The organism is Lactiplantibacillus sp. B652, from assembly GCF_023806745.1.
Lineage (GTDB): Bacteria > Bacillota > Bacilli > Lactobacillales > Lactobacillaceae > Lactiplantibacillus > Lactiplantibacillus pentosus.
In genome coordinates this window covers 93,127-117,100 of sequence record NZ_JAMSKY010000010.1, presented here as the reverse complement: position 1 = coordinate 117,100, position 23,974 = coordinate 93,127, and the positions used below count along the sequence as shown (strand labels likewise).

Genomic DNA, 23,974 nt, shown 5'->3' with positions numbered 1-23,974 from the left:
GCACAATGTTGCCTATTTGGCAGTCATCGTTCCCTGCCGTTCACGATCGCGCTTTAAAACGGGCTTCAAGTATTGACCAGTATAGCTTTCGGCCACTTCAGCCACTTGTTCTGGGGTGCCAGTCGCAACAATCGTGCCACCACCATCGCCACCTTCTGGACCCAGGTCGATCAAGTAGTCTGCGGACTTCACCACGTCCAGATTATGTTCGATGATGAGGACCGTATTACCGGCATCCACTAAGCGATCCAGAACGCCAATCAAACGGCGAATATCTTCGCTGTGTAACCCGGTCGTCGGTTCATCCAAGATATAGAAGTTCTTACCGGACTGTTGCTTGTGCAGTTCAGAAGCCAACTTCATCCGTTGGGCTTCACCACCAGAAAGCGTCGTTGCTGGCTGACCTAACTTGACGTAGCCCAAGCCAACATCAACTAATGTCTGGAGTTTACGACGAATCTTAGGAATTGGTTCAAAGAACTTAACTGCTTCAGATGCCGTCATCTGTAAGACATCCGCAATGTTTTTGCCTTTATATTCTACTTCCAAGGTTTCTGAATTGTACTGCTTACCATGGCAAACTTCACAAGGTACGAACACGTCGGGCAAGAAGTTCATTTCGATCTTCAAGATCCCATCACCGTGGCAGGCTTCACAACGGCCACCCTTCGTATTGAAACTGAAGCGGCCCTTCTTGTAGCCCCGCAATTTGGCTTCATTGGTCTGCGCAAACAAGTCGCGGATGTTATCAAAGACGCCCGTATAAGTGGCGGGATTACTACGTGGTGTCCGGCCAATGGGGCTTTGGTCAATATTGACCAAGCGCTCAATATTTTTGATGCCACTGACACTCTTGTACTTCCCGGGTTTTTCAGAATTTCGATTCAACTTCTGAGCTAAGACCCGTTTCAAGACGTCATTCACAAGCGTCGACTTACCGGAACCAGAAACCCCCGTGACGACCACAAATTCACCCAGTGGAAAATCAACGGTGATATTTTTCAAGTTGTTTTCAGCCGCACCGGTAATTCGAATCTTCTTACCATTGCCCGGACGCCGCGTCTCAGGTAGCGGAATGAACCGTTTGCCAGACAAATACTGTCCAGTCAGTGACTTACGTGAACGCGCGACTTGCTTCGGTGTCCCGGCCGCCATGACTTCGCCACCATTTTCACCAGCACCCGGACCAATATCAACGATATAATCCGCGGCCCGCATAGTATCTTCATCATGTTCGACCACGATCAACGTGTTGCCTAAGTCTCGCATCTTCTTAAGTGAGCCAATCAAACGGTCGTTATCACGCTGATGCAGCCCAATCGATGGTTCATCCAAGATGTATAAGACCCCTGATAAATTCGATCCAATCTGAGTGGCTAGGCGAATCCGTTGCGCTTCCCCACCGGATAAGGTCCGCGCTGAACGACTGAGCGTCAAGTAGGCCAACCCAACGTTTTGTAAGAAGGAAAGCCGGTCACGAATTTCCTTCAAAATCGGTTGGGCAATCACCAAACTCTGTTCTGATAATTTCAAGTCATTGAAGAAGTCTAATTCCTTGCCAATTGCGAGGTCTGAGACGGCTCCAATGTGTTCGCCACCCACCTTAACGGCCAGTGCTTTGCGGTTCAAACGGAAACCATGACAAGTCTGACAAGTCAATTCGGTCATGTACTTGCGCATCACATCGCGGGTGAAATCACTATTAGTTTCGTGATAACGCCGGTCAACGTTGTTAATGACCCCTTCGAAGACAGCATCAACATCGCGAACGCCACCGAAATCGTTTTGATAGTGGAAATGGAACGTTTTACCATTAGAACCGTACAAAACAGTCTGTTGGTCTGCTTTGGAAAGATTTTCAAACGGCACGTCCATCGGAATCCCCAATTGTTCACAAGCTTGCTTTAATAATTCAGGATAATACTGTGAACTGATTGGATTCCAAGGCGCCAGCGCACCCTCGGCCAACGTTAATTGGCGGTCAGGGACAACTAAGTCTTCGTCAACTTCCAGCTTGATCCCCAGTCCTTCACAGTCCGGGCAAGCCCCTTGTGGCGCGTTGAAGGAGAACAACCGTGGTTCGAGTTCACCGACCGTAAAGCCACAGATTGGGCAGGCATAATGTTCTGAGAACATAATTGGGTCGCCGCCAATCACGTCGGCGATCGCGTAGCCGCCACTCAAACGTAAAGCCGCTTCAAATGAATCGAATAACCGTGAGCGGTCCCCTGGTTTCACAACGATCCGGTCGATTACGATTTCAATCGTGTGCTGTTGATTCTTGTTCAAGTCAAACGTCTCACTGATGTCATGAATCTCGCCATCTACGCGGACGCGGACGAAGCCTTCACGCTTGATCTTTTCAAAGATCTTTTTGTGTTCGCCCTTCTTTTGACGAACGATTGGTGACAGAATCTGGAGCTTAGTCCGTTCAGGTAGCTTCTGTATCCGGTCAACCATCTGTTCAATCGTTTGGCTAGCGATTGGCGTGCCATCGTTTGGACAGATTGGTTCCCCGACCCGGGCCCACAATAGCCGCAAGTAGTCATTGATTTCAGTGACCGTCCCGACCGTTGACCGCGGGTTCTTGGACGTCGTTTTTTGGTCGATCGAAATGGCTGGACTCAGCCCATCAATCGAATCCACGTCTGGTTTTTGCATTTGTCCTAAAAATTGGCGAGCGTACGCGGACAAACTTTCAACGTAGCGCCGTTGTCCTTCCGCATACAAGGTATCAAACGCCAAAGAACTCTTACCCGAACCTGATAACCCGGTAATGACCACGAGTTTGTCGCGGGGAATGGTGACGTCAATGTCCTTTAAGTTATGGGCACGCGCACCGTGAATGACAATCTTATCATTTGCCAAAAAAAGGCCTCCTCAATCTAACCATCACCAGCCAAAGCTAGCTGATTTGTGCTTTCAATTCCATGACCGTATCCCGCAAAGTAGCAGCTTGTTCGAAATCAAGCTTCTTCGCGGCAGTCTTCATTTGTTCCTCAAGTTTTGCAATCATATCTAATTGTTGTTCGTGCGTCATATCATCAAAGTCAGTTTCCAAGAAGTCATCCTTTTCACCAGTATCCTCAGATTTTTTGGTAGACGCAATCAAATCTGGAATGGCCTTTTGAATGGTATGTGGTGTAATATGATGGTCCTCATTATACTTCATTTGAATCGTCCGACGCCGCGCGGTTTCATCAATGGCCGCTTGCATCGAATCGGTTGTCGTATCCGCATACATGATGACTGCCCCGTGTTCGTTCCGGGCCGCCCGTCCAATCGTTTGGATCAATGACCGTTCATTACGCAGGAAGCCTTCCTTATCAGCATCCAAAATGGCAACTAATGAGACTTCTGGCACGTCGATACCTTCCCGCAACAGGTTGATCCCGACGAGCACGTCAAACTTGCCCAATCGTAAATCACGAATGATTTGGGTCCGTTCCAGCGTCTTGATATCACTGTGCAAATACCGCACTTTGATTCCTAAGTCTTTGAAGTAGTCGGTCAAATCTTCGGCCATCTTCTTGGTCAACGTCGTAATGAAGACCCGTTCATTCAGCTCGATCCGCTTATTGATCTCGCCAACTAAGTCATCGATTTGGCCCATGATTGGCCGAACTTCAATGGTTGGATCCAACAAGCCAGTCGGTCGAATAATTTGTTGTGCAATGTGCTTCGTCCGGCCCATTTCATAAGGCCCTGGCGTCGCAGACATGTAAACGACCTGGTTGATGTGTTGTTCGACTTCTTCGAGCTTCAATGGCCGGTTATCCAGCGCACTTGGCAGCCGGAAACCGTAATCTACTAGCATCTGTTTACGAGCACGGTCACCATTATACATGCCGCGTACTTGCGGCATCGTCACGTGAGATTCATCGACAACTAGTAGAAAGTCCTTCGGGAAAAAGTCCAGCAACGTATATGGCGGTTCGCCCGGTTTACGGCCGTCCATGAACCGTGAGTAGTTTTCGATACCACTCGTATAGCCCATTTCTTTGAGCATTTCAATATCGTAAGTCGTCCGTTGCTTCAGACGTTGCGCTTCCAATAACTTACCGTCCGCAGTCAATTCTTTCAACCGGCTGTCCAGTTCTTCTTCAATGCCTTTAATGGCGTGTTCCATAATATCATCGTTGGTCATAAAGTGGGTCGCTGGGAAAATGGCCACGTGTTCGCGGTCCCCAACCACTTCACCAGTCAATGCATCGATTTCGCGAATCCGGTCGATCTCATCACCGAAAAACTCGACACGTAAGGCGTGGTCATCACGTGACGCTGGGAAGATTTCGACAACGTCCCCGTGCACCCGAAAACGGCCCCGTTGAAAATCAATGTCGTTGCGGTCGAACTGAATATCGACCAACTTCCGTAACAAGTCATTGCGGTCGATTTCCATACCGACCCGCAGTGAAACGACGTGGTCTTGGTACTCATGCGGATCCCCTAAACCAAAAATACTGGAAACCGACGCCACGACAATGACATCATTACGTTCTAATAATGAACTCGTGGCAGAATGTCGCAGCTTATCGATTTCATCATTGATTGCGGAATCCTTTTCGATATAAGTATCACTCGAAGGCACGTACGCTTCCGGTTGATAATAATCGTAATAACTGACAAAATATTCCACCGCATTATTCGGGAAAAACTTTTTAAATTCGCCGTAAAGTTGTCCCGCCAACGTTTTGTTGTGTGACAAAATCAAGGTCGGCTTGTTCACTTGTGCAATCACGTTGGAAATCGTAAACGTCTTCCCGGTCCCGGTGGCCCCTAACAAAATCTGTTCTTTCTCACCGGACTCAATTCCAGCCGTCAATTGCTTAATCGCTTGGGGTTGGTCCCCAGTTGGTTGGTAATCTGAAACCAAGTCAAAATGATTATTATTTACCCGATCAATCAAACGTAGTCCTCCTTTGAAACGGTTGCCCGTTCAGTTCATTTGTTGATAACGATAACTTGCCGTCCCACCATAAAAAATAGGCAAGCCCGCGCTTCCCTATCAGATTCAAATCGCATTTAATTTTAGCACATCGAACATACTTTCGCCATTAATCGGATTGCGTGGTGGCCGTTAATATTTGCGTCGTCAATGCCTGTAACTGGTCCTGATGCGTGAACGGTTCCGCTAACATCTCCGGTAGGACTGCTTTTAAGAAATATTGAACACTGGTCATTTTTTTAAACGCCACAATTGTTTTTAAACTTTCTTGATAAATATCGGTGAACACTGGCTCTGGATTACCTTTTTGAATCTCACCAAATGATTCATATAGTAAGTCGATTTTATCGGCCACTGACAGAATCTGGCCTTCCAAGGTCTCGTCTTTACCCTCGGACAAACGCCGCGAATAGGCCGCCTGAAATTCAGCCGGGATTTCATTTTGAACAAAGTTCTGGGAAAGCTTGTGCTCCACATCTGCGAGCATCGACCGTAACGTTGGCGTCGCATACTTGACCGGCGTCTTAATATCGCCGATAAAACGCTCATTATAATCGTGATTAAGGGCCTTCTCGTATAAAGCCCGCCAGTCCACCGTTTGACCCGCATTTTCTTCCACATCGCCTAAAAACTGGGCCACTTCCGCCACCTTAAACGAATGGGCCGCAACTGAATGATTTTGATACTTAAAGAAGCCCGGCGCGCGTTGAATCGTTTCTAAATTACTCAAACTTTGAAAATATTGATGCATTCCCATTGCAGCCACCATCCTTAATCTAATTTGGCCTAAGTGTACCAAAAGCGCCCCAGTGACGCAAATTTGGGGCGCTTTTGATCAGGATTATTGTAACGATTCTTAAAATCTATTTATCACACATTTTTGGGAGAGAGCACGCGTGTTAATTATTATTTAGCATTAAAAATGATTAAAACGTGCCAAGTTGGCGTCCTGTTCGTCAGCCAATGCGCTTCCTAATCCGACTTCCAGGGCTGGCTGACAACGCTGGAACAGGGCGGACATCGATTTGAACTCACGCAGAAACCCACTGCGCAATTTCAAATACGAGTCTTCTTCTAGCCCGGGAAACCCGCCCGGACAAGAAGAATTTCGCCCTTGAGCATTGTCCGCCAGCCCCTCCAGTCGGGAACCCGCTCGAATGGCGGATGAACGGCCACCTAACTTGGTGCAATTGACCACTGAATGTTAGGGCCTTGTCCTTCAAGCAAGCTTTGAATTGGTATCGCTGATGCTTTATGACATTTGAGTACTGAGAAGATTACTGAATATAATTCACTAATATCAACGGACACTAGTCTTGCATTTAGTCGATAAAACGACCTTCGCTTATAATTCAAGATTTTGCTATCTCAGACGACTAGATAAAATTCTGGCAAGTTCAGTAAAGTCGCTTGTCAGAGACCTTAAAACATGAGTAAGAAAGGTTAGTGATTGTTAGAAAACAGTCTGACGGTTCAATATCAAAATTCTCGTGGACCAATGAACCAACGACCAATTCAACAAAAAGTTGGGTCCACATATGTCTGCCTTTCGAATACCATCCCGGCTGGAAGGTATTCTGGGCAAGGCCCAGTGTTTTCAGAGTGTGAGGTTCAGACGGGTTGGGACTGAGGATTAGCCTAGCTAGAGCGTTAAGCGGCGCATTTCCGCTTGGCGTTCTGGCGTAGCTAACCGGAAGTCCCAGTCTGACCCGAACACGTTTCGTCCATATCGCAGGCACGTGAAAGACCAGTATTTAAGACGTGGGCTGTCGGCTTAAATCTGTGTCCACCACGTCACGGCCATTGCCCAGAATGCCTGGAAGCCGGTATAGGACGTCGCCACAACAGCAGTTTTACGTAAATTCGCACTGTTTCCAGCGGGTCTCAGCTGGCGGTTCTTGAACTTAAAAAATAGCACGTGTTAATCATAATTCATGACAAATTCGAGTTCTAGACGTGCTGATGGGACTGCACCTGTCCTGGTAAGCGCAACATGAAGGCCATCAGATAAGACACAATCAAGAATCCCGCAACGACTAGGTATGGATAGTGGTAATTCATATCTAATAGCATTCCAGACATGATTGGTCCTACCACGTTACCAACACTCGTCAAAGACATGTTCAGTCCGTTGATCAGGCCCTGATTCGTTTCACTAGCTTTCGTCAGCAGCGTCGTTATGGCGGGCCGTAGCAAGTCGAAGGCTGAGAAGATGACGAGTGTGGCAATCATCACCGCGAGTTTGGAATGGGCTTGAGTGATCCAAATCGTGCAAATCGCCGCGGCTGCAAAACATACCCGGATGACGCGCCGTTCGCCCCAGCGCTGCACGAACGTGTCGAAAAGTGCGACTTGCAGGAACAACGAAATCAGCCCGTTTAGCGTCAGCACTAACGCAATGTTGCTCAGACTAAAGTGAAAGACTTCGTTGACGTAGATACTATAGATACTTTCAAACCCTTGCAGACCAAAGGATGAGACTAAAATCATCGTGAACAAAATAATAATTGGCACCGTCCAGAACGCCCGCGTCATCGGATGATGTTCAGGCGTTGCGGCAGCCGATTTGGCCTCACGGTCTGGGTCGATTTGCCGGTCAGCTGGCAATAGAATGATCAGCACAATCGCGCTTAATAAGCCTAGCGCACCCGCAACCCAAAACGGGGTCTTGTAACTGATTCCCGCCAAAATACCACCAATCCCAGGGCCTAGTATCAAGCCACCACTGAACGCCGCTGACAGCCAGCCAATCACGCGGGCCCGTTGCCGTTTGGTCGTGATATCTGAAGCAAGCGCCATTGCGGTCGGTACGACCATCGCAGCTGACAGGCCACCGACGATCCGCGAAATGTTGAACACCCACAGTTGATTGGTTAACGCAAACAACACTTCTGACACCATGTATAGGAAGAGTCCCGTGGCCAGAACCGGCTTACGACCGAGTTTATCAGACACCCGCCCGATAATCGGCGAAGCCACAAACTGTGCCAACGCAAATAACGCGTTCATGATCCCCATATCCGTTGCGGTTAAATGCAGCTCGTTTTTAATAAACGGCATCACTGGAATCACTAAACTAATCCCTAAGCAGACTAAAAATTCACTAAATACTAAAATTAAGATGGCTCGTCGTGTTTGTCGATCGATATGCCCTCACCTCTTCTGTTAATTATCGCTGGCATCGTTTGAATTGTTGTTAATTCGCCTGGATACGTGCCGTTTCAACTGGCAACTAGCGTATGCACGTCGACCACTATGGCCGCTAGTTTGTTCGGCTTCGAGCGGTCCTCAGCTAAGTACAACTGACTGCTTTTAAGGTTGCTTCATAACGATGTCAAATTACGTTATACAAAAATAATCATAAATACACACCGCTTTACATCTTATCAGGGCGCCCTGTCGAAAGCTAGTTAAAAGTTTGTGGTCAAACCGACAATCCTTTTTCCAGTAAAAAGCAGCGAAATCAGCTACAATAACGGTAACTTATATGAGGAGGCCACACCATGGAGCAAGCACTTACCGGTTTTACCAATGTCCAACGTTTAGACCCCGATATCCTTGTTGACCTACGCTACGCCACCACTGACAATTTCACGCATCAAGTTATTTACGACTTTACGACGGCAATCGTTCGGACTGGCACTGCTCACAAACTCGCGCAGGCCAGTGCCATCGTCAAACAGGAAGGTTACCGGCTCAAAATCTGGGATGCCTACCGCCCCGTTAGTGCGCAAAAACGTTTGTTTGAAGTCTACCCTGACCCCGAATTCGTTGCGCGCCCAAATCCGAATTTTAGCCATCAAAAAGGCGTCACGCTCGATTTGACCCTAGTCAACGCAGACGGCAGTGACCTACCGATGCCAACGCCCTTTGATGATTTTACCGCTCGCGCACACCGTGATGCACCACGGACGGCTGAACAAGACAAGTATTATCAACGTTTAGATGAAGCGATGCGCGCCGCTGGCTTTGTCGGCTACGTTAACGAATGGTGGGACTATCGGGACGCAGACATGGACGCGTACCAGCCCTTAGCAGCCGACCCCAACGATTATGCTTAACCACAAAAAGTTCACGTCAACGCGACGTGAACTTTTTTAAATACGATCATCTAAATCAAGATGGTCTTAATTATTCCGTCGATACCCATGTTCCTGGTCGACTGCGGCCTGAGCTGCCAAGTTCAGATAATTGAACGGTTCATCGAAATTCGGTGAGAAGAGCATATCCATAAAGGCCAGCTCATCAATCGTGTTACCGTTATGAATAATCACTGACAACGTGTTGGCTGATTGCGAGACTTCGTGGGCACTCATCAATTGGCCGCCTAGTACTTTACGGGTTTGCTGATCATACACCAATTCGATGGTGATTTTGGCAGTCGTTGGCATGAAGTCTGGTCGATAATTGCCTTCATAAACGGCCGTCTTGGCTTCAAAATGGGCGGCTTTGGCTGCCGTGAGCGTCATCCCGGTGCAAGCAATCGTCTGCCCAAAAATCAACATGCCGGTCGTCGCCTGTGTGCCAATCGAACCGAGCCGTTTGTCAAAAATATTGATCCCCGCTAAGGCGCCTTGACGAATCGCGTGCGAAACTAATGGCATATAGGCGTGATCTTTGGTGGGGTTAAATTTGACCTCCGTTACATCACCGGCCGCAAAAATGTCAGGATTCGAAGTCCCCATGTAGCGGTCCGTCACGATGGCACCCTGCTTCGTGCGGTTGACCTGCCCGGCCAGCAATTCTGATTGCGGAATGACTCCGGGACAAATGACGGCCATATCATAGATAGTTTCAGAATCGGCCGTCGTCACTTGCAAGCGATTGTCAGGCGTATCTTGAAACCCAGTGACTTGGGCATTGGTGCGCACATCAATGCCGTGACTCGTCAATAAGGTCTCGACCTTGTTCGCCAGTTTGGCATCCAAGTATTCATCGATGAGCTGTGGCCCTCGTTGATATAAGGTGACGGCGTGTCCAGACTTGATATAGCCCTCAGCAAGCTCCACACCGGCATAGCCGCCACCCACAATGGCAATTTGTTTGGCATGCTGAGCAGCCTCATAAAGTTGCTGAGCCTGTTCACAAGTCTTGCACAGCATCACTTTCGGGTTCTCAACACCAGGAATTGCCGGAATCGCGGTCAGTGATCCGGTCGCCATAACCAATTTGTCATAGTGGTCAGTTTCCATCGTCTTGGTTTGTAGATTTTGGGCCAAAATGGTGTGTTTCGTCGCATCAACCTTGATCACATCATGTTGCATCCGCATTTGGACGCCTTGCTTACTGAACTCATCAGGATTAGCGTATAGTGCTTGATCCAAATCCTTGATGGTTCCCCCTAAGTGTAGATAAGTACCACAGGACATATACGAAATCGTCGCGTGCCGCTCATACACGGTAATTTCAGTGCCTGGATAGTATTTCAAAATTTGCCGCATGGCGGCAATCCCCGCATGTGTACAGCCGATAATAGCAACTTTCATTGATTCGACCACAGCTTTCATAAAATATTAAAATTAAACCACAGAATGGTTAAACATTCATTTAGGTTGACGTATACTTAGAGTATACAGCGATTTGGTTATTTTTAAAACGATTCAATGACTTAAAACTTACTATAAAAGGCGATGGAACTTATGGAACCAATTTACCGCTACTTCGTACAACCCCAATTAAACTTATTGAATAATACCGTCTATGGTTATGAACTGCTCATTAAACAGCTGACGCCATATGGTTGGCGCCTACCAGAGTCCTTTGCGGCCATTAGTTCCAAGACGACCTCAGACTTATTGATTGCCACGACGAAGATTCTGGCACTCAAGGTCCGCTACTGTGCGGTCAACATCAGTCGTGAACAACTGATGGACACCACGGTCGCTAAAGCCATTATTCAGAGTCAAGTCCAGCTCTACCCTGCCAAACTCGTGGTCGAATTGACTGAGGAACGCGGGCCTAAGCAGTACCCAGATACGCAGTTGATCCCGCACTTACGGGGGTTCATTGAACATGGTATGCAACTTTCACTAGACGACGTGGGCACCGGGATCAATGATTTCAAGAGCATTCAGGAGATTCTGCCATTAGCTTCCGAATTAAAGTTTGCCTTGCAGAATTTCCGCAGCGATATGAAGGACCCCAAAATCCAACAGAAGTTACATTTCTGGCGTGCCATCAGTAGTGAATATGGGTTGCGTTTAATTCTCGAAGGCATCGAAGACGAGGATGACGACCGCCTAAGTAGTCATTTTGACATTAATTTACGACAAGGCTACTACTATGGCAAGCCGCAATTATTACGGCTCCCTGGCGATCCCATCAACTTTGAATTACCATCCGCTCAAGCTTAATCGTCACCACCACACAAATAGCTGCGTCAGTCATCCAGTTTTTTTACTGGATTTCCAACGATTGCTATTATCGAATCCAAAATAACACCCGTTAGTCTCAGCAAGTTACTGAAACTAGCGGGTGTTATTTTGATGTCTCTAATTAAAGTCAGGCAGGTAGCCTGCGCAGACTAATCGTTATTCTTTGATAAACGCTTGAATTGCAGCTTCAAACTTAGCTAATTTATCATTGGCTTCATCGAGAGTGCTGCCCAAGGTACCAATGTAGAACTTGATCTTAGGTTCCGTCCCAGAAGGCCGAATGGCGATCCAAGTGCCGTCTTCTAAGTGATATTTCAACACGTTGGCTTGTGGTAAATCGATTGGGGCCGTGTGACCATCCGCAAAGCTTTCCGTTTGGCTCTGGAAGTCTTCCGTCCCTTGAACCGCGTAACCAGCAAAGTCCGTTGGGGCTTCGCTACGGAACTTGGTCATTAAGGCTGCAATCTTGTCACTACCACCGACACCGTCAAATTCTTCAGAAGTCGTCTGTTCACGGAAGTAGCCATATTCCTTAAATAGGTCTTGAAGCCCGTCATAGAGGTTCTTACCTTGTTGCTTGTAGTAAGCGGCAACTTCGGCTAATAAGACCGTCGTTTGGATGGCATCCTTGTCATGGACGAATGGCTTGATCAAATAGCCATAGCTTTCTTCAAAGCCAAACATGTAGGTGTGTTCACCGGTGGCTTCAAAGTGTTCGATTTGTTCAGCGATATACTTAAATCCAGTTAAGACGTTGATCATCGTAACACCATAGGAAGCCGCAACCTTCGTCGCAAATTCGCTGGAAACGATCGATTTGACCGCGGCAGCGTTCTTTGGTAAGGTCCCTGCATCCTTGTTGGCTTGCAAGATGTAGTGTAATAAGACGGCCGCAATTTGGTTCCCAGTCAATAAGACGTATTCGCCATCTGGTTGCCGAACAGCTGTCCCCAACCGGTCAGCATCTGGGTCGACCGCAATCAATACATCGGCACCTTCCTTTTTCCCTAAATCGATCGCCATCTTGAAGGCTTCTGGGAATTCAGGGTTCGGGAACTTGACCGTTGAAAAGTCAGGGTCAGCGACTGCTTGTTCCTTAACGACACTGAAGTTTTTGAACCCAGCGTTCTTCAAGGCTTTTTCACCAAGCATCCGACCAGTCCCGTGCAGTGGCGTGAAGACCAGCTTCATGTCTTTGCCAACTTCATCGACTAATTTTTGGTTGATCGTGACTTCCTTGACCTTTGCCAAGTAGTCTTGGTCGACGTCATCACCGATAATCGTTTCAGTCTTGTCAGCTAATAATTGTTGTTCATCAGCAACCGCAATGGCGAACACGTCGTCAACTTTCCGGATGTATGACGTAATCAAATCGGATTCCTTTGGTGGCATTTGACCACCATCTTCACCATAGATCTTATAGCCGTTATACTGCTTAGGATTGTGGCTAGCCGTGATCATAATGCCGGCATAGGTGTGTAAATGCCGTACCGTGAAGGACAATTCTGGAGTTGGCCGCAAGCTTTCAAACACGTATGACTTGATGCCGTGTTGCCCCAAGACCCGTGCGGATTCGTGGGCAAAGTCTTCAGAATGATGCCGTGAATCAAAACTGATCGCCACGCCGCGTTCCTTAACATCGGCGGGTAGCGTATCCATGAACCGGGCTAACCCTTCCGTTGCCTGACGAACAGTATAAATATTCATCCGGTTGATTCCAGGTCCGAGGACCCCGCGCATGCCGGCAGTTCCGAATTCCATTGGTTCATAAAAGGCATCTTCTAAGGCTGAATCATCACCAGCCATCGCCGTTAATTCTTGTTTTAAACTTGTTTCAAGTGTCGCTTGGTTTTTCCAGGTATTATAAGTATCTTGCCAACTCACAAAAACCATCTCCAATTCCGATATTTGTTAGTGCTTACAAAAATAGTATACAACATTGCTAGGCTTAACAAAGTAAAATTTACTAAGAAAATCCATTAATCCCCGACTTTCGCGCGGTTAGTTCGTTAATGTAAGCGCTGTACAGGGGTGCTAACCAAGTGTCGGTTTGTAAAGTCAGTCGCAAAACTTGCTATAATGAATCTTATAAGGAGGGCGACATGACTTTTTATTCATACAACTACTTAGTCCATCAAAACAGCAATCATACGCTAATTCAGCTCGGCATCATCGGTATTACAATTTTAATCATTGCCGTGCTCAGTTGGCTCTGGTATCGTCACAAGACGGACCTCAAATACCGTGATTTATTCATTATCATGGTTCTCTTATTATTGTTACTCGTCGGTATTCAATACAATGAATGGGAGAGCTTGCAAAACAGCTTCAATCAGAAGTCACAGGTCACCCAAATCATGCAGCGGGTGGCCAAGGAAAAGGGCGTTAAGAAGACGGCCGTCTGGTCCAACACGAGCTCCGTCAGCAGTGGGATGCTCATCAAAGTTCAGGACCATATCTACAACGTGACCGTCAATACGGATGGCAATAGCTATACCCTGACCAAAGCGACCCCGATTCAGTCTAAAATCAATTACGTTAAGGAGGGTGAGTAAATGTTCTCATACTGGGATGTGACCATCAAACTCGCACTCGGGTTATTAACCATCATCATCCAAATCAACCTCTCTGGTAAGAGTAACTTAGCCCCAATCAGCGCATTGGACCAAGTGCAGAATTACGTCCTTGGTGCAATTGTCGGTGGTATGATTTATAGCACCAGTGTCACCGTGCTGCAGTATATTCTGGTCTTACTTATTTGGACGTTGTTAGTACTGGTCTTACGGTTCTTAACGAATCACAATCATTTCGTCAAACGCATGATTGATGGACGCCCACAGCTACTCATCAAAAACGGTGAGCTATTAGTCAGTACCGCACTTAAAAACGGTTTGAGTGCCAACGACTTGACGTTCCGCTTGCGAACAGAAGGCATTACCGATATTCGCAACGTCAAACGCGCCGTGCTGGAGCAAAACGGCAACTGACGATTACGCAAGTCGGTGACGACACTGTCAAATATCCGCTGATCGTCGACGGTCAAGTCAACACTGATGCACTGGAAACCAGCGAGCACGACGAAACGTGGCTACTGACACAGTTGCAGGCACAGGGGTATCAAATCAGTGAGATCTACCTCGCAACTTATACGAATAAACAGTTGTTACTGTTCCCCTACCAACATTGAGGATAATGACTAAAAAATGCGCGGCTAATCTCAGGTTAGTCGCGCATTTTGTGTTGCACTTTAACGCCAGACAGTCATTAAGTTCGAACTTAATCACCAGCCATGGTCGTCTCAGTGAATTTAATCAGATTTAGTTTTTGACCTTGTCACCTAACGCAGTGATGTAGTTGTAGACGCCTTGTCCGGCAGTCCCACCTTCACCAACGGCTGTGGCAACTTGACGTAAGTCCTTCTTACGAACGTCGCCGATTGCAAAGATACCAGGAACCTTGGTCTCCATGTGATCATTGGTTTCAATCCAGCCATTTTCATCGGTAATGCCAAGATTACTGAATGGCTTGGTAATTGGGTTGATCCCAACATAAATAAACACACCATCGACTGCAATTTCGCTGTCTTCGCCCGTCTTGTTGTTATTGACCTTAACCGCAGTGACCTTCTTGTCGTCACCGACGATTTCCGTCACATTGCTGTTCCAGACAAATTCAATCTTAGGGTTTGCGAATGCCCGGTCTTGTAAGATTTGTTGTGCCCGCAATTGGTCCCGACGATGGATCACCGTGACCTTATCAGCGAGTTGCGTCAAGTACGTGCCTTCTTCGATTGCGGAATCGCCACCACCGACAACGACCACGTGCTTGTTGCGGAAGAACGCACCGTCACAAACGGCACAGTATGAGACACCCCGGCCACCATACGTATCTTCGCCAGGAACGCCTAACTTACGATATTCAGAACCGGTCCCAATGACGAGGGCCTTCGTTTCGAACGTATCACTGTCGGTCGTCACGATTTTGACATCGCCACGATCCTCAACAGATTCAACACTACCATAAGCATATTCAGCCCCAAATTGGGTCGCTGATTCATACATGTCTTTAGCCAAATCCGGCCCTAAAATTGATTTAAAGCCAGGATAATTTTCAATTGCGGCGGTATTATTCATTTGTCCACCATAGATTCCGCGATCTAATAGCAGTACTGATAGATTGGCCCGTGAAGCATAGAGGGCGGCTGTCATGCCGGCAGGCCCCGCACCAATAATAATCACGTCGTAACTCTTTGCCATTTCTAAAGACCCCTTCCACTTAAATTACTATGACGCCTAATATACCCCCAAAATTTACATTTGTCGACTATCTTGTTTGTACACAACCGAAATCAACGCGCCACATCGTATTCCGTCTCCTTGATGCCTGTATTCATAAAGTCATATGGGCTCTGCATTTTATCGGCATCCCAACTGGCGATTCCAACGACCAATAAAATTTCTAAGGCATTCAAACTGGTCGACCGCTGCAAATTCTTCGCAAAGTTCGTTTTGATTCGGTCAGCCGCAATCTGGGCCCCAGGTTGATTTGAAAACAGCAGAATCGCCCAGGTCGGGTTGTCCTGGTCCAGCGAATACGTGATATCGTTATCGCGAGTCGCGGACGTGATCGTATCCGAAACGAGGCGTAACAAATCACGCGCTTGTTGTTCACTCATCATCCGCCGAATCTCATTATAATAGCGCACCCGAATAATCACCGTCGTGACTGGCAGTTGAAAACGTCGATTGGTTTCAATGAAAACGCGGGCATCCTGAATATAGGCGACGGTCGTCCGCAGATTGGTCTGCTCATCAAAAGCCCCACGTTTCATCATATCTGCGCGTAGTTTGGCGTTAGCAGCCTGTAGCTGGGTCAGACGCCGCGTCATCCCATAGAACGTCACTGACAACAACAAGGGCATGATCAACCAAAAAATCATCATCAGTGAAAACATCGCGTGCTGAGTCGTGTTGAGATAGATCATGACGACCGCCTGCACGAAGATAAAGGCGAGGTTCGCCATCAAGCCCACGATGACGCCAAAGAAGTAGGTCATCAAGATCATGACGACCGTCACGCCCAAATAAAGCGTGTTTAACGTCAAATTGGGCGTCAGGGCCATGAGTACCGCCATCGTACAAATCAACGCTAAAAACAGCAGCAAATAGATGTCAGCGAGCAGTGACGCGCGTTGGTCATCATTCATGATGGTCATCCCTCCGATCTAGCAACCCATTCTTACGAATAATCAGAAAACCGGCAATCAAAATCAGCACCATGATCAGCACGGCGATGCCCAGATAAAGCACCAGCTTCGAATTTTTCTGCACCACCGTTTTGACCGTTGTCTGATTTTTAACCGTCGCGTGCTTCTTAAAGCGATAATCGTTGTGGTTATTATCATGGTCGACCACAATTGCATCGCCCTGGTATTGCGCAATATTGCGTTGAAAGTTGATTTGTGTCGACGCACGATAGACGTCACTGGATTTGGCAGCGGTCACCACCAACAGGCCAGAATGCGAATTGTACGGCGAGCGTAGTAGCTGGACCGTGCCGATATTTTGGCCATACGTCTTTTCGATACTCAATTTTTCATTCGACACGAAGCCCGTAAAATGGCGATTGTATTTAAAATACAGCTTGGAATTGAGCGCGCGGATGAACGCATTCTGCTGGGGCGTTCCAAACGCGATGACGTTACTATTTTTCAACACCGTTGAACTTGGCCGATGCGTATAAAATTTGATCTGTCCGGTATTGCTTTTGGCATAGGTCCCAATCAGATTGAAGATGTTGGTCAGCGTCTGATAATCATCCGCGTTCAACCGACTCGGCCGAACGACGGCCAACTGATTGAAGGTGTCATTTTTCAGAAACAAATACGGATAATTCGTCAACAATAAGTCAGCGACCGGTTGCGATTTGATGGTCGCCTCAGAATTCGAGCGAATCAGGGCCCAAGGTGTCTGTGCATTGTTGGTCGCAGTTTTTCCAGGGAGTTCCAAGTCGAAGGCCACTCGAATCGTAAAATCATGCCCCAACGCCTGACCCTTAGGCAAACTAACGGTCAGTTCGTCGTCGTCCGCGTTGGCTGCAGTCAACCGTTTACTTCCCAGGGCCTTATCATTGACGTAAACGGTCACTAATGACCGTTTAAAGTCCAAGTTCTTGGCATATCTGAAATGGATCCTAATTTTAGAGCCATTGGCGTTGGTCCGATCGACTGGCAAACTGACAAAGTAGGTACTCGATTGGTGGTTAGCACCCGTCAAATAATCGTCACTCGTCGTCAGTTGTGTTTTGCCGCCATTTCGAACCTCCGAAGTGTACGTGGCCGTCTGAGCACTAATCGTTTTCGTGCTGGCAGTCGTTTCCTGCATCAACTCCTGATTGGCAATGAAGCGACTCGCTTTTTGTAACAGTTGGGCGGTGCGCGCAGTAACAATTAAGGCGTGGTGGCCATCATGATAAACCGTCTTAATGACTGCCCGTTGCGCTAGTTCTGAGGGCTTAATCTGGCGTTGCAACGACTTAGGCAAGTGCGCATAAGTGGCGATGACCAGCCGATAATCCGCATTTTTTGCTGCCGTCGTATCGGCAGTCGTGACTGGAATTTGGTTATTTTCGGTCGTAATCGTCCGTGCTTCACCCGTCAAGGCGTACATGCCAGCCGTCAACTCACCATTCGTCGCTTGTGCTGGCAAAATGATCACCGAGTTAGCGTTAGCAATCGTATCCGTCCCCGAAAAATGGGCGTAAAACGACTTGATAGCAGTCGTCGGCGCTTTTAATTGATAAGTAAAATTCGCGTTGGCGCCAGAATAAATCGTCAACCAATTTGCTGGTGTCTGAATGCGTTGGCTGCCCTTGTCACCGGCTTTAGTGACGATTTGACCACTAATTTTAAGTTGGTTCTCACCTTGTAACAAGCGCAATGGCACGTTCACTGTTTTCGTCTGCAAGCCAGTCTGGTTGCGCGGTCGAAAAGACTCAAACTTGGTGCCATTGAGCGACAACGTGATATCTGAAGTTTCTCGATTCGTTAATTGAGAGACTTGGAAATTCAGGTTGATGGTCACTTTTTTGACTTGCCAGTAGTCCATCTTAATGAAGTACATATTAGCTTCGACCGCGTCACCAGATAGCGTCGTCGTTGTGTTTTGAAACGATTGCGTGTAGGTCTGAGTCTTATCAGCCGCTTGACCAATCAACGGATGGGCAAGTGTCCAACCACTGCCGCCCAGTAACGCCAATACGACTATTCCCCACAGCAGCCAGCTATTGATAGCGTTTGGTCTTATACCATTTTGCTTGTTGATGAAAAACTTGTTCACGAACATACCCCACCATTCCATGTGCGGCTACCGCGAGCCACATTTGACTATAAACAACGTACATAAAAATAATAATGAGTAAATTGGCCAGCGTCATTTCACCCTTTTCCGTCGTAATCGTGACAAAGGTGCTAATGACAAACGTGATAACGGCCATTACCCACAGTGCATTACTGAACCCAACTAAGTTCGAGTGTGCGATGCCAGCAACCGAAAGCACAAACATGCTATCGGACAAAATTAGTGATGTCATCAGTAAGAAATAGATGGCCAAAAAATACAGCAAATCAAATCGAATCGGTCGCCCCGATTTGGTAAACAACAGTCGCGCATTTTTTAAAATCACGTAAATGTTGCCTTTGACCCAGCGCGTCCGTTGGTGAAACCAGACATCCAGCGTCTGTGGTTCCTGTTCCCACGTGACGGCGAGCGGTTGAAATCGGATCCGATACCCCATTCGGTAAACGCGAAAACTGATTTCGGTATCCTCCGCCAAGGCCTTAACGTCCCAGCCGCCAATTTCTTCCAAAATATCGCGTCGAATCACATAATTCGTACCGGGAATCGTACAGAGTTTGAACAACTTCTCGCGCCCCGCTTGCGCCATCCATTGAAAAGATAATGTCTCGATATTAATAAACCTTGTCAGCAGTGACGCGTTCTTATTCCGAGTCCGAAATTTACCAATGACCGCGGCCAACTGGGAATCCTGCATTAACTCAGCCACCAAGTACCGCAACGCACTGCGCTGAGGCGTATTGTCGGCATCATAGATTGAAATCAACGTGCCCCGCGCCTGCTTGAGCCCTATGTTCAGTGCGTTGGACTTACCCTTACCGCCGTTAGTCTTATCGGTGTTGATGACCTTGAGATTACGATGCGGATAGAGCGACTGCACCTCAGCTAATAATTCAGCTGAGTTATCATCCGAATTATCGTTGATAATAATAATTTCATAGCGGTCTTTGGGATAGTCGAAGTTCAGTAAGGCTTGTAACGTTTTAACAATGACGATGCCCTCATTATGGGCCGGCACCATGATTGAAACGAACGGGACCTGCGCTGGCAATTGCGGCTTAGGCTGCCGCACCTTTTGTAAATAATTAACATAACCCGCAATCGTCAAAATCACGTTCACGACGAGGATGCCCCAAATCGACAACACTGCTAAAAACAAAAAATAATCTAAAACACTAATGATGCGTTCCCCCTCATCCATCATGGTTATCTGTACCAACTCGTTAATTGTCATGGATAATGATTAAAGCATGCTATTTTCTAAGTTCAAGGGCTGCCAGCTGAGACCCGCTGGAAACAGTGCGAGTTACCGTAAACTTGCTGTTGTGACGACGTCCTAGGCCGGCTTCCAGGCATTTCTGACAACGCTGGAACGCGATGGACACAGATTTAAGCCGACAACCCACGTCTTAAATACTGGTCTTTCACTAACCAAGCAAAAGACGCTTGTTAAGTGAAATTTCATCGCTGAGCATTGTCAGAAACACCTTCCAGCCTGGATGGTATTCGAAAGGCAGACGTGTGCGAACTCAACTTTTTCTTAGATTAGTCGTTGATTCATAGTCCATGGTCATTTTGATATTCAACTGTCAGACTAGTTTCTAATGATAGCTATGCTTCCTAACCCATGTTTTAACTTTTCGAATCAGCAGTTTCACTGAATTTGTCAAAACTTTCCCTAGTCGTTTGAGATAGCAAAGTCTCAAATTATAAACGAAGGTAATCTTATCGACTAAATTCAAGACTAATGTCCGTTGAATCTTGCGAATAAAATTCAACTGATTTTTTCAATGATTAAGCGTGATAAAGCATTATTGAGGCCAATTAAAAGTTTGCCTGAAGGACTAGTCACTTAATATTCAGAGGTCAATTGTACCAAGATAGGTGGCCGTTCATCTGCCATTCGAGCGGGTTCCCGACTGGAGGGGTCGGCTGACAATGCTCAAGGGCGAAATTCTTCTTGTCCGGGTGGGGTTCCCGGGCTAGAAGAAGACTCGTATTTGAAATTGCGCAGTGGGTTGCTGCGTGAGTTCAAATCGATGTCCGCCCTGTTCCAGCGTTGTCAGCCGGCCCCGGAAGTCGGACTAAGGCGCGCATCGGCTGACGAACAACAATCCAAATAATTAGCATGATTCAATCATCTTTGATGCTAAATCATAACCAGCACAACGCGTACTAGTTGTATGAGCTGACTTGCTGCCCTTCAGCGACTGGATGCAACCCTACTTTGGTTTAAACATGTTGAGATAAACGCGACGGCCGATGAGGATGAACAACCCAAAGATGCCTAAAGTCAGTGAAAAGAAGACTAGCAACACGACCCCTTGCGTTTTGAAGAAGCGGTTCATCCAACTTTGCGCTGGTTTAACGGGTGCCAGGGTCTGGGTCTTCGGCGCTTCATTGGTCACTTGCGTCGCTGCACCATTTAAGAAATAAGTCCCCTGGTGATAACCAATCGTCGCAGTGCCTGCCTTGATGAGCGTTTGCGGCATCTGCTGGGTTGGGTCATACCATTGATAATTCATGCGGTGGATACGACGAGTAACGTCTTCCAAACTCGCCTGACGATTCGGCATCGTCATCGTTAGGGCCGTTGGAATCGCAAAATCCAATCCCGAGCGGCTCAAACTCGCGCCTTGTTTGACTGATTCAAACGATGTCGCACTGATGCCATAAAACGCCTGCTTAAAAATGGTTGCCTGATTGTCCTGATGGGCATAAGTCGTCGTTGCCGGATTAGGAAGCAAGAGGACTTGGTTCGCTTTCGCCAAGGAATTCGTCCGATAAACGCGATCTTGATTCCAGTAAGCTGAACTACTAATGCCCACTGGGTAGACTTGGTTTTGCGCAAACTGAATCAAATAGCTATTCATCAACTTATTGAGTCCCGGACCACTACTAGCCGTGACGCCACCAACAACCGGCGTTTTCAGGAAAATAACGCCGCCCCGGTTTTCCACGCGCCGTAACACTTTCGCAAAACGTTGATAGGCTTTAAAACTGCCATTGTCACCAACCGTCGTCGTACTTACGGCAAATGGAATACCTTGTGCATATAACCAGGCGCTGAGTTGGTCGAGCAATTCGAGATTGGAATACGGCGTCACCTTGGCAATCGTCAACAGTGGTTGATAGTGACCACTAGTACCGAATAGGGTCGCGATGGTTTGCGTTGCCAACATGAATGCGTAGCCGCCCGTCGACAGAAACGGCAAATACCCGTTGCGGTCAACGATCGTTCCATAGGGGTAACGTCGGTCATTCAACGATTGCGGCGTCAACCAACCAATTGTTCGGGCATCCGTTGGCAAATCCGTCAGCGTTGTCAGCGACGTTTTGAACGGCAATAATTGCTGCACGCCTTGGTGCGCGGCCTGTAAACTAAACTGCTGTTGATAAAGATTCGTTCGGTGCGCGTGAAGTCGTTGTGCCTCCGTGGACGTCAGATTCATCCCAATGTGTAGCTGCGGACCGTTAAATCGATTGCGGTCACGCACAAACGCTGCGTTATCGAGCTTCGTCTGAGGCCAATTGATTAGCGTCACCACACCTGAATAATCGGCTAATTCACCAGCACGGTAGTCCTCAGCCGCCATCGTCGTCCCCCGCACATGCAGTCCGGTCAAAATCCGCTGGACCGCCGCAATCTTTGCCTGCCCATGATCAGCCACATTCTGAGAGTCGTATACGAGCAAGACTCGTTTGGAATTTTCGGCCGCCTGCACGGTTTTGGGGGTGGTCACAACCATCATCGTCATAACCAAACTGGCGAGTACCAGCCACCAACTTGCTTTACGCATCCGACGCCTCCTCTCGATAAGCATGCCACAGACGATGATTCAAAATATCTGAGATAAATAATAAGAAAATCAAATCAATACTGACTGGCACCATGAATAAGTGTTTGGCAAGGTCAGCATCGCCGTCACCAATCAGCGAAATAACTGGCACAAAAATAAATATCGTCAGTAAACCAAGAACTAGAAAGAACCGTAAAACACCCTCAATGCGCTGTTGCCGTAAGTCATTATAAAAGCCGACTAAGTAGACGATTGCCAACGCGACGGCTAATAAGCAGTTGAAAGCAAATTTTTGCGGGAAGAAGGCCCCTGCTAGCTGACTATAGGTCGTAAAAAAAGTCAGCTGTTTACCGGCAGGTGCGCCGGAAGCCTTCGTGTAATCACCAACCGCCTTGACCTGCGTAATCATGACATCCGCCGCAGCCAGATCCATCAGTTTACCGAACTGTTTAAGGTGAGTCGCATAATATTTCACGACCCAACCGACACCTAGCTTAGCAATCAGGTTCTTTTTGACGTACGGTCCCGAAGCCTGAATCGTCGCGAATTGCTTCGCATAGTAATCCTGCGACTGCATCAAGGCGTACTGCTCATCGATGCCACTTTTGGCTAAGTCCTTACTCGGGTCAGTCGTCTGCGTCAACACACCATGTGAAAACGTTTGATAGGTATTGATATCGACGAAGTCCTGCCCGATTAATTTGTAGGTCAGCCCACCCGTTATCAGTAACGCGCCCATGCCCAGCAATAGATAGACACGCATGGCACGTGCGCGAGGCAAGAACAGCAGGCCAATCGTAATGACCACAAAACTCAAGGCCAACGGGGCGTTTTGCGACTTGTTGGTAATCAGGAGGCCACTGCTGAGAAAGTACAGCAGAATTAACGGCCACCGTCGTCGGTAGCGTTGACGAGCAAGTAATAAGAACGAGCCGAATGCAATTAGCGTTAACCCAAGCATCTGCGGTTCAGCAAAAAACGAATTGAAGTACAAGGTAAATGACGAGTCGCCAAACACGAAGACGACCAATCCAGCAATCACATAATTACGCCAGCGTTTAGACGGAAACGTCAGGGCATCCGTCAACAGATAAATCCCGACTAGGTACAAGCCGATGTTGACGAGCGCCATAAACCGGATATCAAAGACGGTGCGACTATAAAATAGCTTGTTTAAACCAATTGCGAGTTTGACAAACAAAGGTTGTGATGAAAAATTAACGGACTGATAATCGTTGTAATATTTCATCAAGCCAAATTTTTGCGTCACAAAATCAAAATAATTGTAGTGGCTTCCTAATAACTTATAGATGCCATTCGAATACATTGCGCGATAAAAATCACCATTGTCGGCCAACCCGTTAATCGGTGGCACCAAGGCAACGTAAGCCGCTAGCCCGGCACAAATCAGGGTCGCTAACAGCGGGGGCGGCAGTAAGCGTTGCAACCAGCGCAATCCGCTTTGCAGTCGTTGTTTAACTATCGTCACCGTGCTGA

The 23,974-nt window shown here is 47.5% G+C and carries 15 protein-coding genes and 1 pseudogene; 4 read left to right on the top strand and 12 right to left on the bottom strand.

Translation table 11 applies throughout. From position 1 onward, the window contains the following. Positions 1-12 precede the first annotated feature (12 nt). From uvrA to MZO40_RS12585, 4 genes are all read right to left on the bottom strand, one after another. Positions 13-2,868: an excinuclease ABC subunit UvrA gene (gene uvrA / locus MZO40_RS12600; RefSeq protein ID WP_252133312.1), complete on the bottom strand. Its 2,856-nt coding sequence runs from the start codon at positions 2,866-2,868 to the stop codon at positions 13-15. Positions 2,869-2,905: 37 nt separating this feature from the next. Continuing rightward, positions 2,906-4,909 (bottom strand): excinuclease ABC subunit UvrB, encoded by a 2,004-nt coding sequence (gene uvrB / locus MZO40_RS12595; protein WP_003637855.1) that lies wholly within the window; start codon positions 4,907-4,909, stop codon positions 2,906-2,908. Positions 4,910-5,057: 148 nt separating this feature from the next. Continuing rightward, positions 5,058-5,705, bottom strand: a complete 648-nt coding sequence (locus MZO40_RS12590; protein ID WP_050339134.1) for an HD domain-containing protein — start codon at positions 5,703-5,705, stop codon at positions 5,058-5,060. A gap of 1,193 nt (positions 5,706-6,898) precedes the next feature. Further along, positions 6,899-8,095: an MFS transporter gene (locus MZO40_RS12585; protein WP_209040960.1), complete on the bottom strand. Its 1,197-nt coding sequence runs from the start codon at positions 8,093-8,095 to the stop codon at positions 6,899-6,901. A 356-nt stretch (positions 8,096-8,451) separates the two neighbouring features. On the opposite strand from MZO40_RS12585, the gene MZO40_RS12580 reads away from it, so the two are divergent. Beyond that, positions 8,452-9,009, top strand: coding sequence for a M15 family metallopeptidase (locus MZO40_RS12580; RefSeq protein WP_105961323.1), 558 nt, complete (start codon positions 8,452-8,454; stop codon positions 9,007-9,009). Positions 9,010-9,075: 66 nt separating this feature from the next. On the opposite strand, the gene MZO40_RS12575 is transcribed toward MZO40_RS12580, so the two are convergent. After that, the gene (locus MZO40_RS12575; protein WP_105961324.1) at positions 9,076-10,434 is read right to left on the bottom strand and encodes an FAD-dependent oxidoreductase; all 1,359 of its coding nucleotides are present in this window, start codon (positions 10,432-10,434) and stop codon (positions 9,076-9,078) included. Between the two features lie 153 nt (positions 10,435-10,587). Between MZO40_RS12575 and MZO40_RS12570 the strand changes: the two genes are divergently transcribed. Next, positions 10,588-11,301: an EAL domain-containing protein gene (locus tag MZO40_RS12570; RefSeq protein WP_105961325.1), complete on the top strand. Its 714-nt coding sequence runs from the start codon at positions 10,588-10,590 to the stop codon at positions 11,299-11,301. A gap of 177 nt (positions 11,302-11,478) precedes the next feature. On the opposite strand, the gene MZO40_RS12565 is transcribed toward MZO40_RS12570, so the two are convergent. Next, a complete protein-coding gene (locus MZO40_RS12565; RefSeq protein WP_105961326.1) occupies positions 11,479-13,206 on the bottom strand; it encodes a phospho-sugar mutase in 1,728 nt (575 codons plus the stop codon). A gap of 218 nt (positions 13,207-13,424) precedes the next feature. On the opposite strand from MZO40_RS12565, the gene MZO40_RS12560 reads away from it, so the two are divergent. Further along, positions 13,425-13,877, top strand: coding sequence for a DUF3290 domain-containing protein (locus MZO40_RS12560; RefSeq protein WP_050339138.1), 453 nt, complete (start codon positions 13,425-13,427; stop codon positions 13,875-13,877). Next, positions 13,878-14,509, top strand: a pseudogene (locus MZO40_RS12555) (DUF421 domain-containing protein). 130 nt (positions 14,510-14,639) lie between these two features. Here the strand turns inward: MZO40_RS12555 and trxB are convergent. From trxB to MZO40_RS12525, 6 genes are all read right to left on the bottom strand, one after another. Further along, the gene (trxB, locus tag MZO40_RS12550; RefSeq protein WP_003637846.1) at positions 14,640-15,578 is read right to left on the bottom strand and encodes a thioredoxin-disulfide reductase; all 939 of its coding nucleotides are present in this window, start codon (positions 15,576-15,578) and stop codon (positions 14,640-14,642) included. A gap of 92 nt (positions 15,579-15,670) precedes the next feature. After that, the gene (locus MZO40_RS12545) at positions 15,671-16,528 is read right to left on the bottom strand and encodes a diguanylate cyclase domain-containing protein (RefSeq protein WP_003637845.1); all 858 of its coding nucleotides are present in this window, start codon (positions 16,526-16,528) and stop codon (positions 15,671-15,673) included. Then, positions 16,521-18,665, bottom strand: a complete 2,145-nt coding sequence (locus MZO40_RS12540) for a cellulose biosynthesis cyclic di-GMP-binding regulatory protein BcsB (RefSeq protein ID WP_252133311.1) — start codon at positions 18,663-18,665, stop codon at positions 16,521-16,523. Before MZO40_RS12540 ends, MZO40_RS12545 begins: the two co-directional genes overlap by 8 nt. Then, on the bottom strand, positions 18,604-19,881 hold the full coding sequence (locus MZO40_RS12535) for a glycosyltransferase (RefSeq protein WP_050339140.1): 1,278 nt from the start codon (positions 19,879-19,881) through the stop codon (positions 18,604-18,606). The genes MZO40_RS12540 and MZO40_RS12535 overlap by 62 nt, the downstream gene beginning before the upstream one ends. A 1,018-nt stretch (positions 19,882-20,899) precedes the next feature. Beyond that, the gene (locus MZO40_RS12530; protein WP_105961328.1) at positions 20,900-22,477 is read right to left on the bottom strand and encodes a hypothetical protein; all 1,578 of its coding nucleotides are present in this window, start codon (positions 22,475-22,477) and stop codon (positions 20,900-20,902) included. After that, on the bottom strand, positions 22,470-23,966 hold the full coding sequence (locus MZO40_RS12525) for a hypothetical protein (RefSeq protein WP_216746693.1): 1,497 nt from the start codon (positions 23,964-23,966) through the stop codon (positions 22,470-22,472). The genes MZO40_RS12530 and MZO40_RS12525 overlap by 8 nt, the downstream gene beginning before the upstream one ends. Between the last annotated feature and the right edge of the window lie 8 nt (positions 23,967-23,974).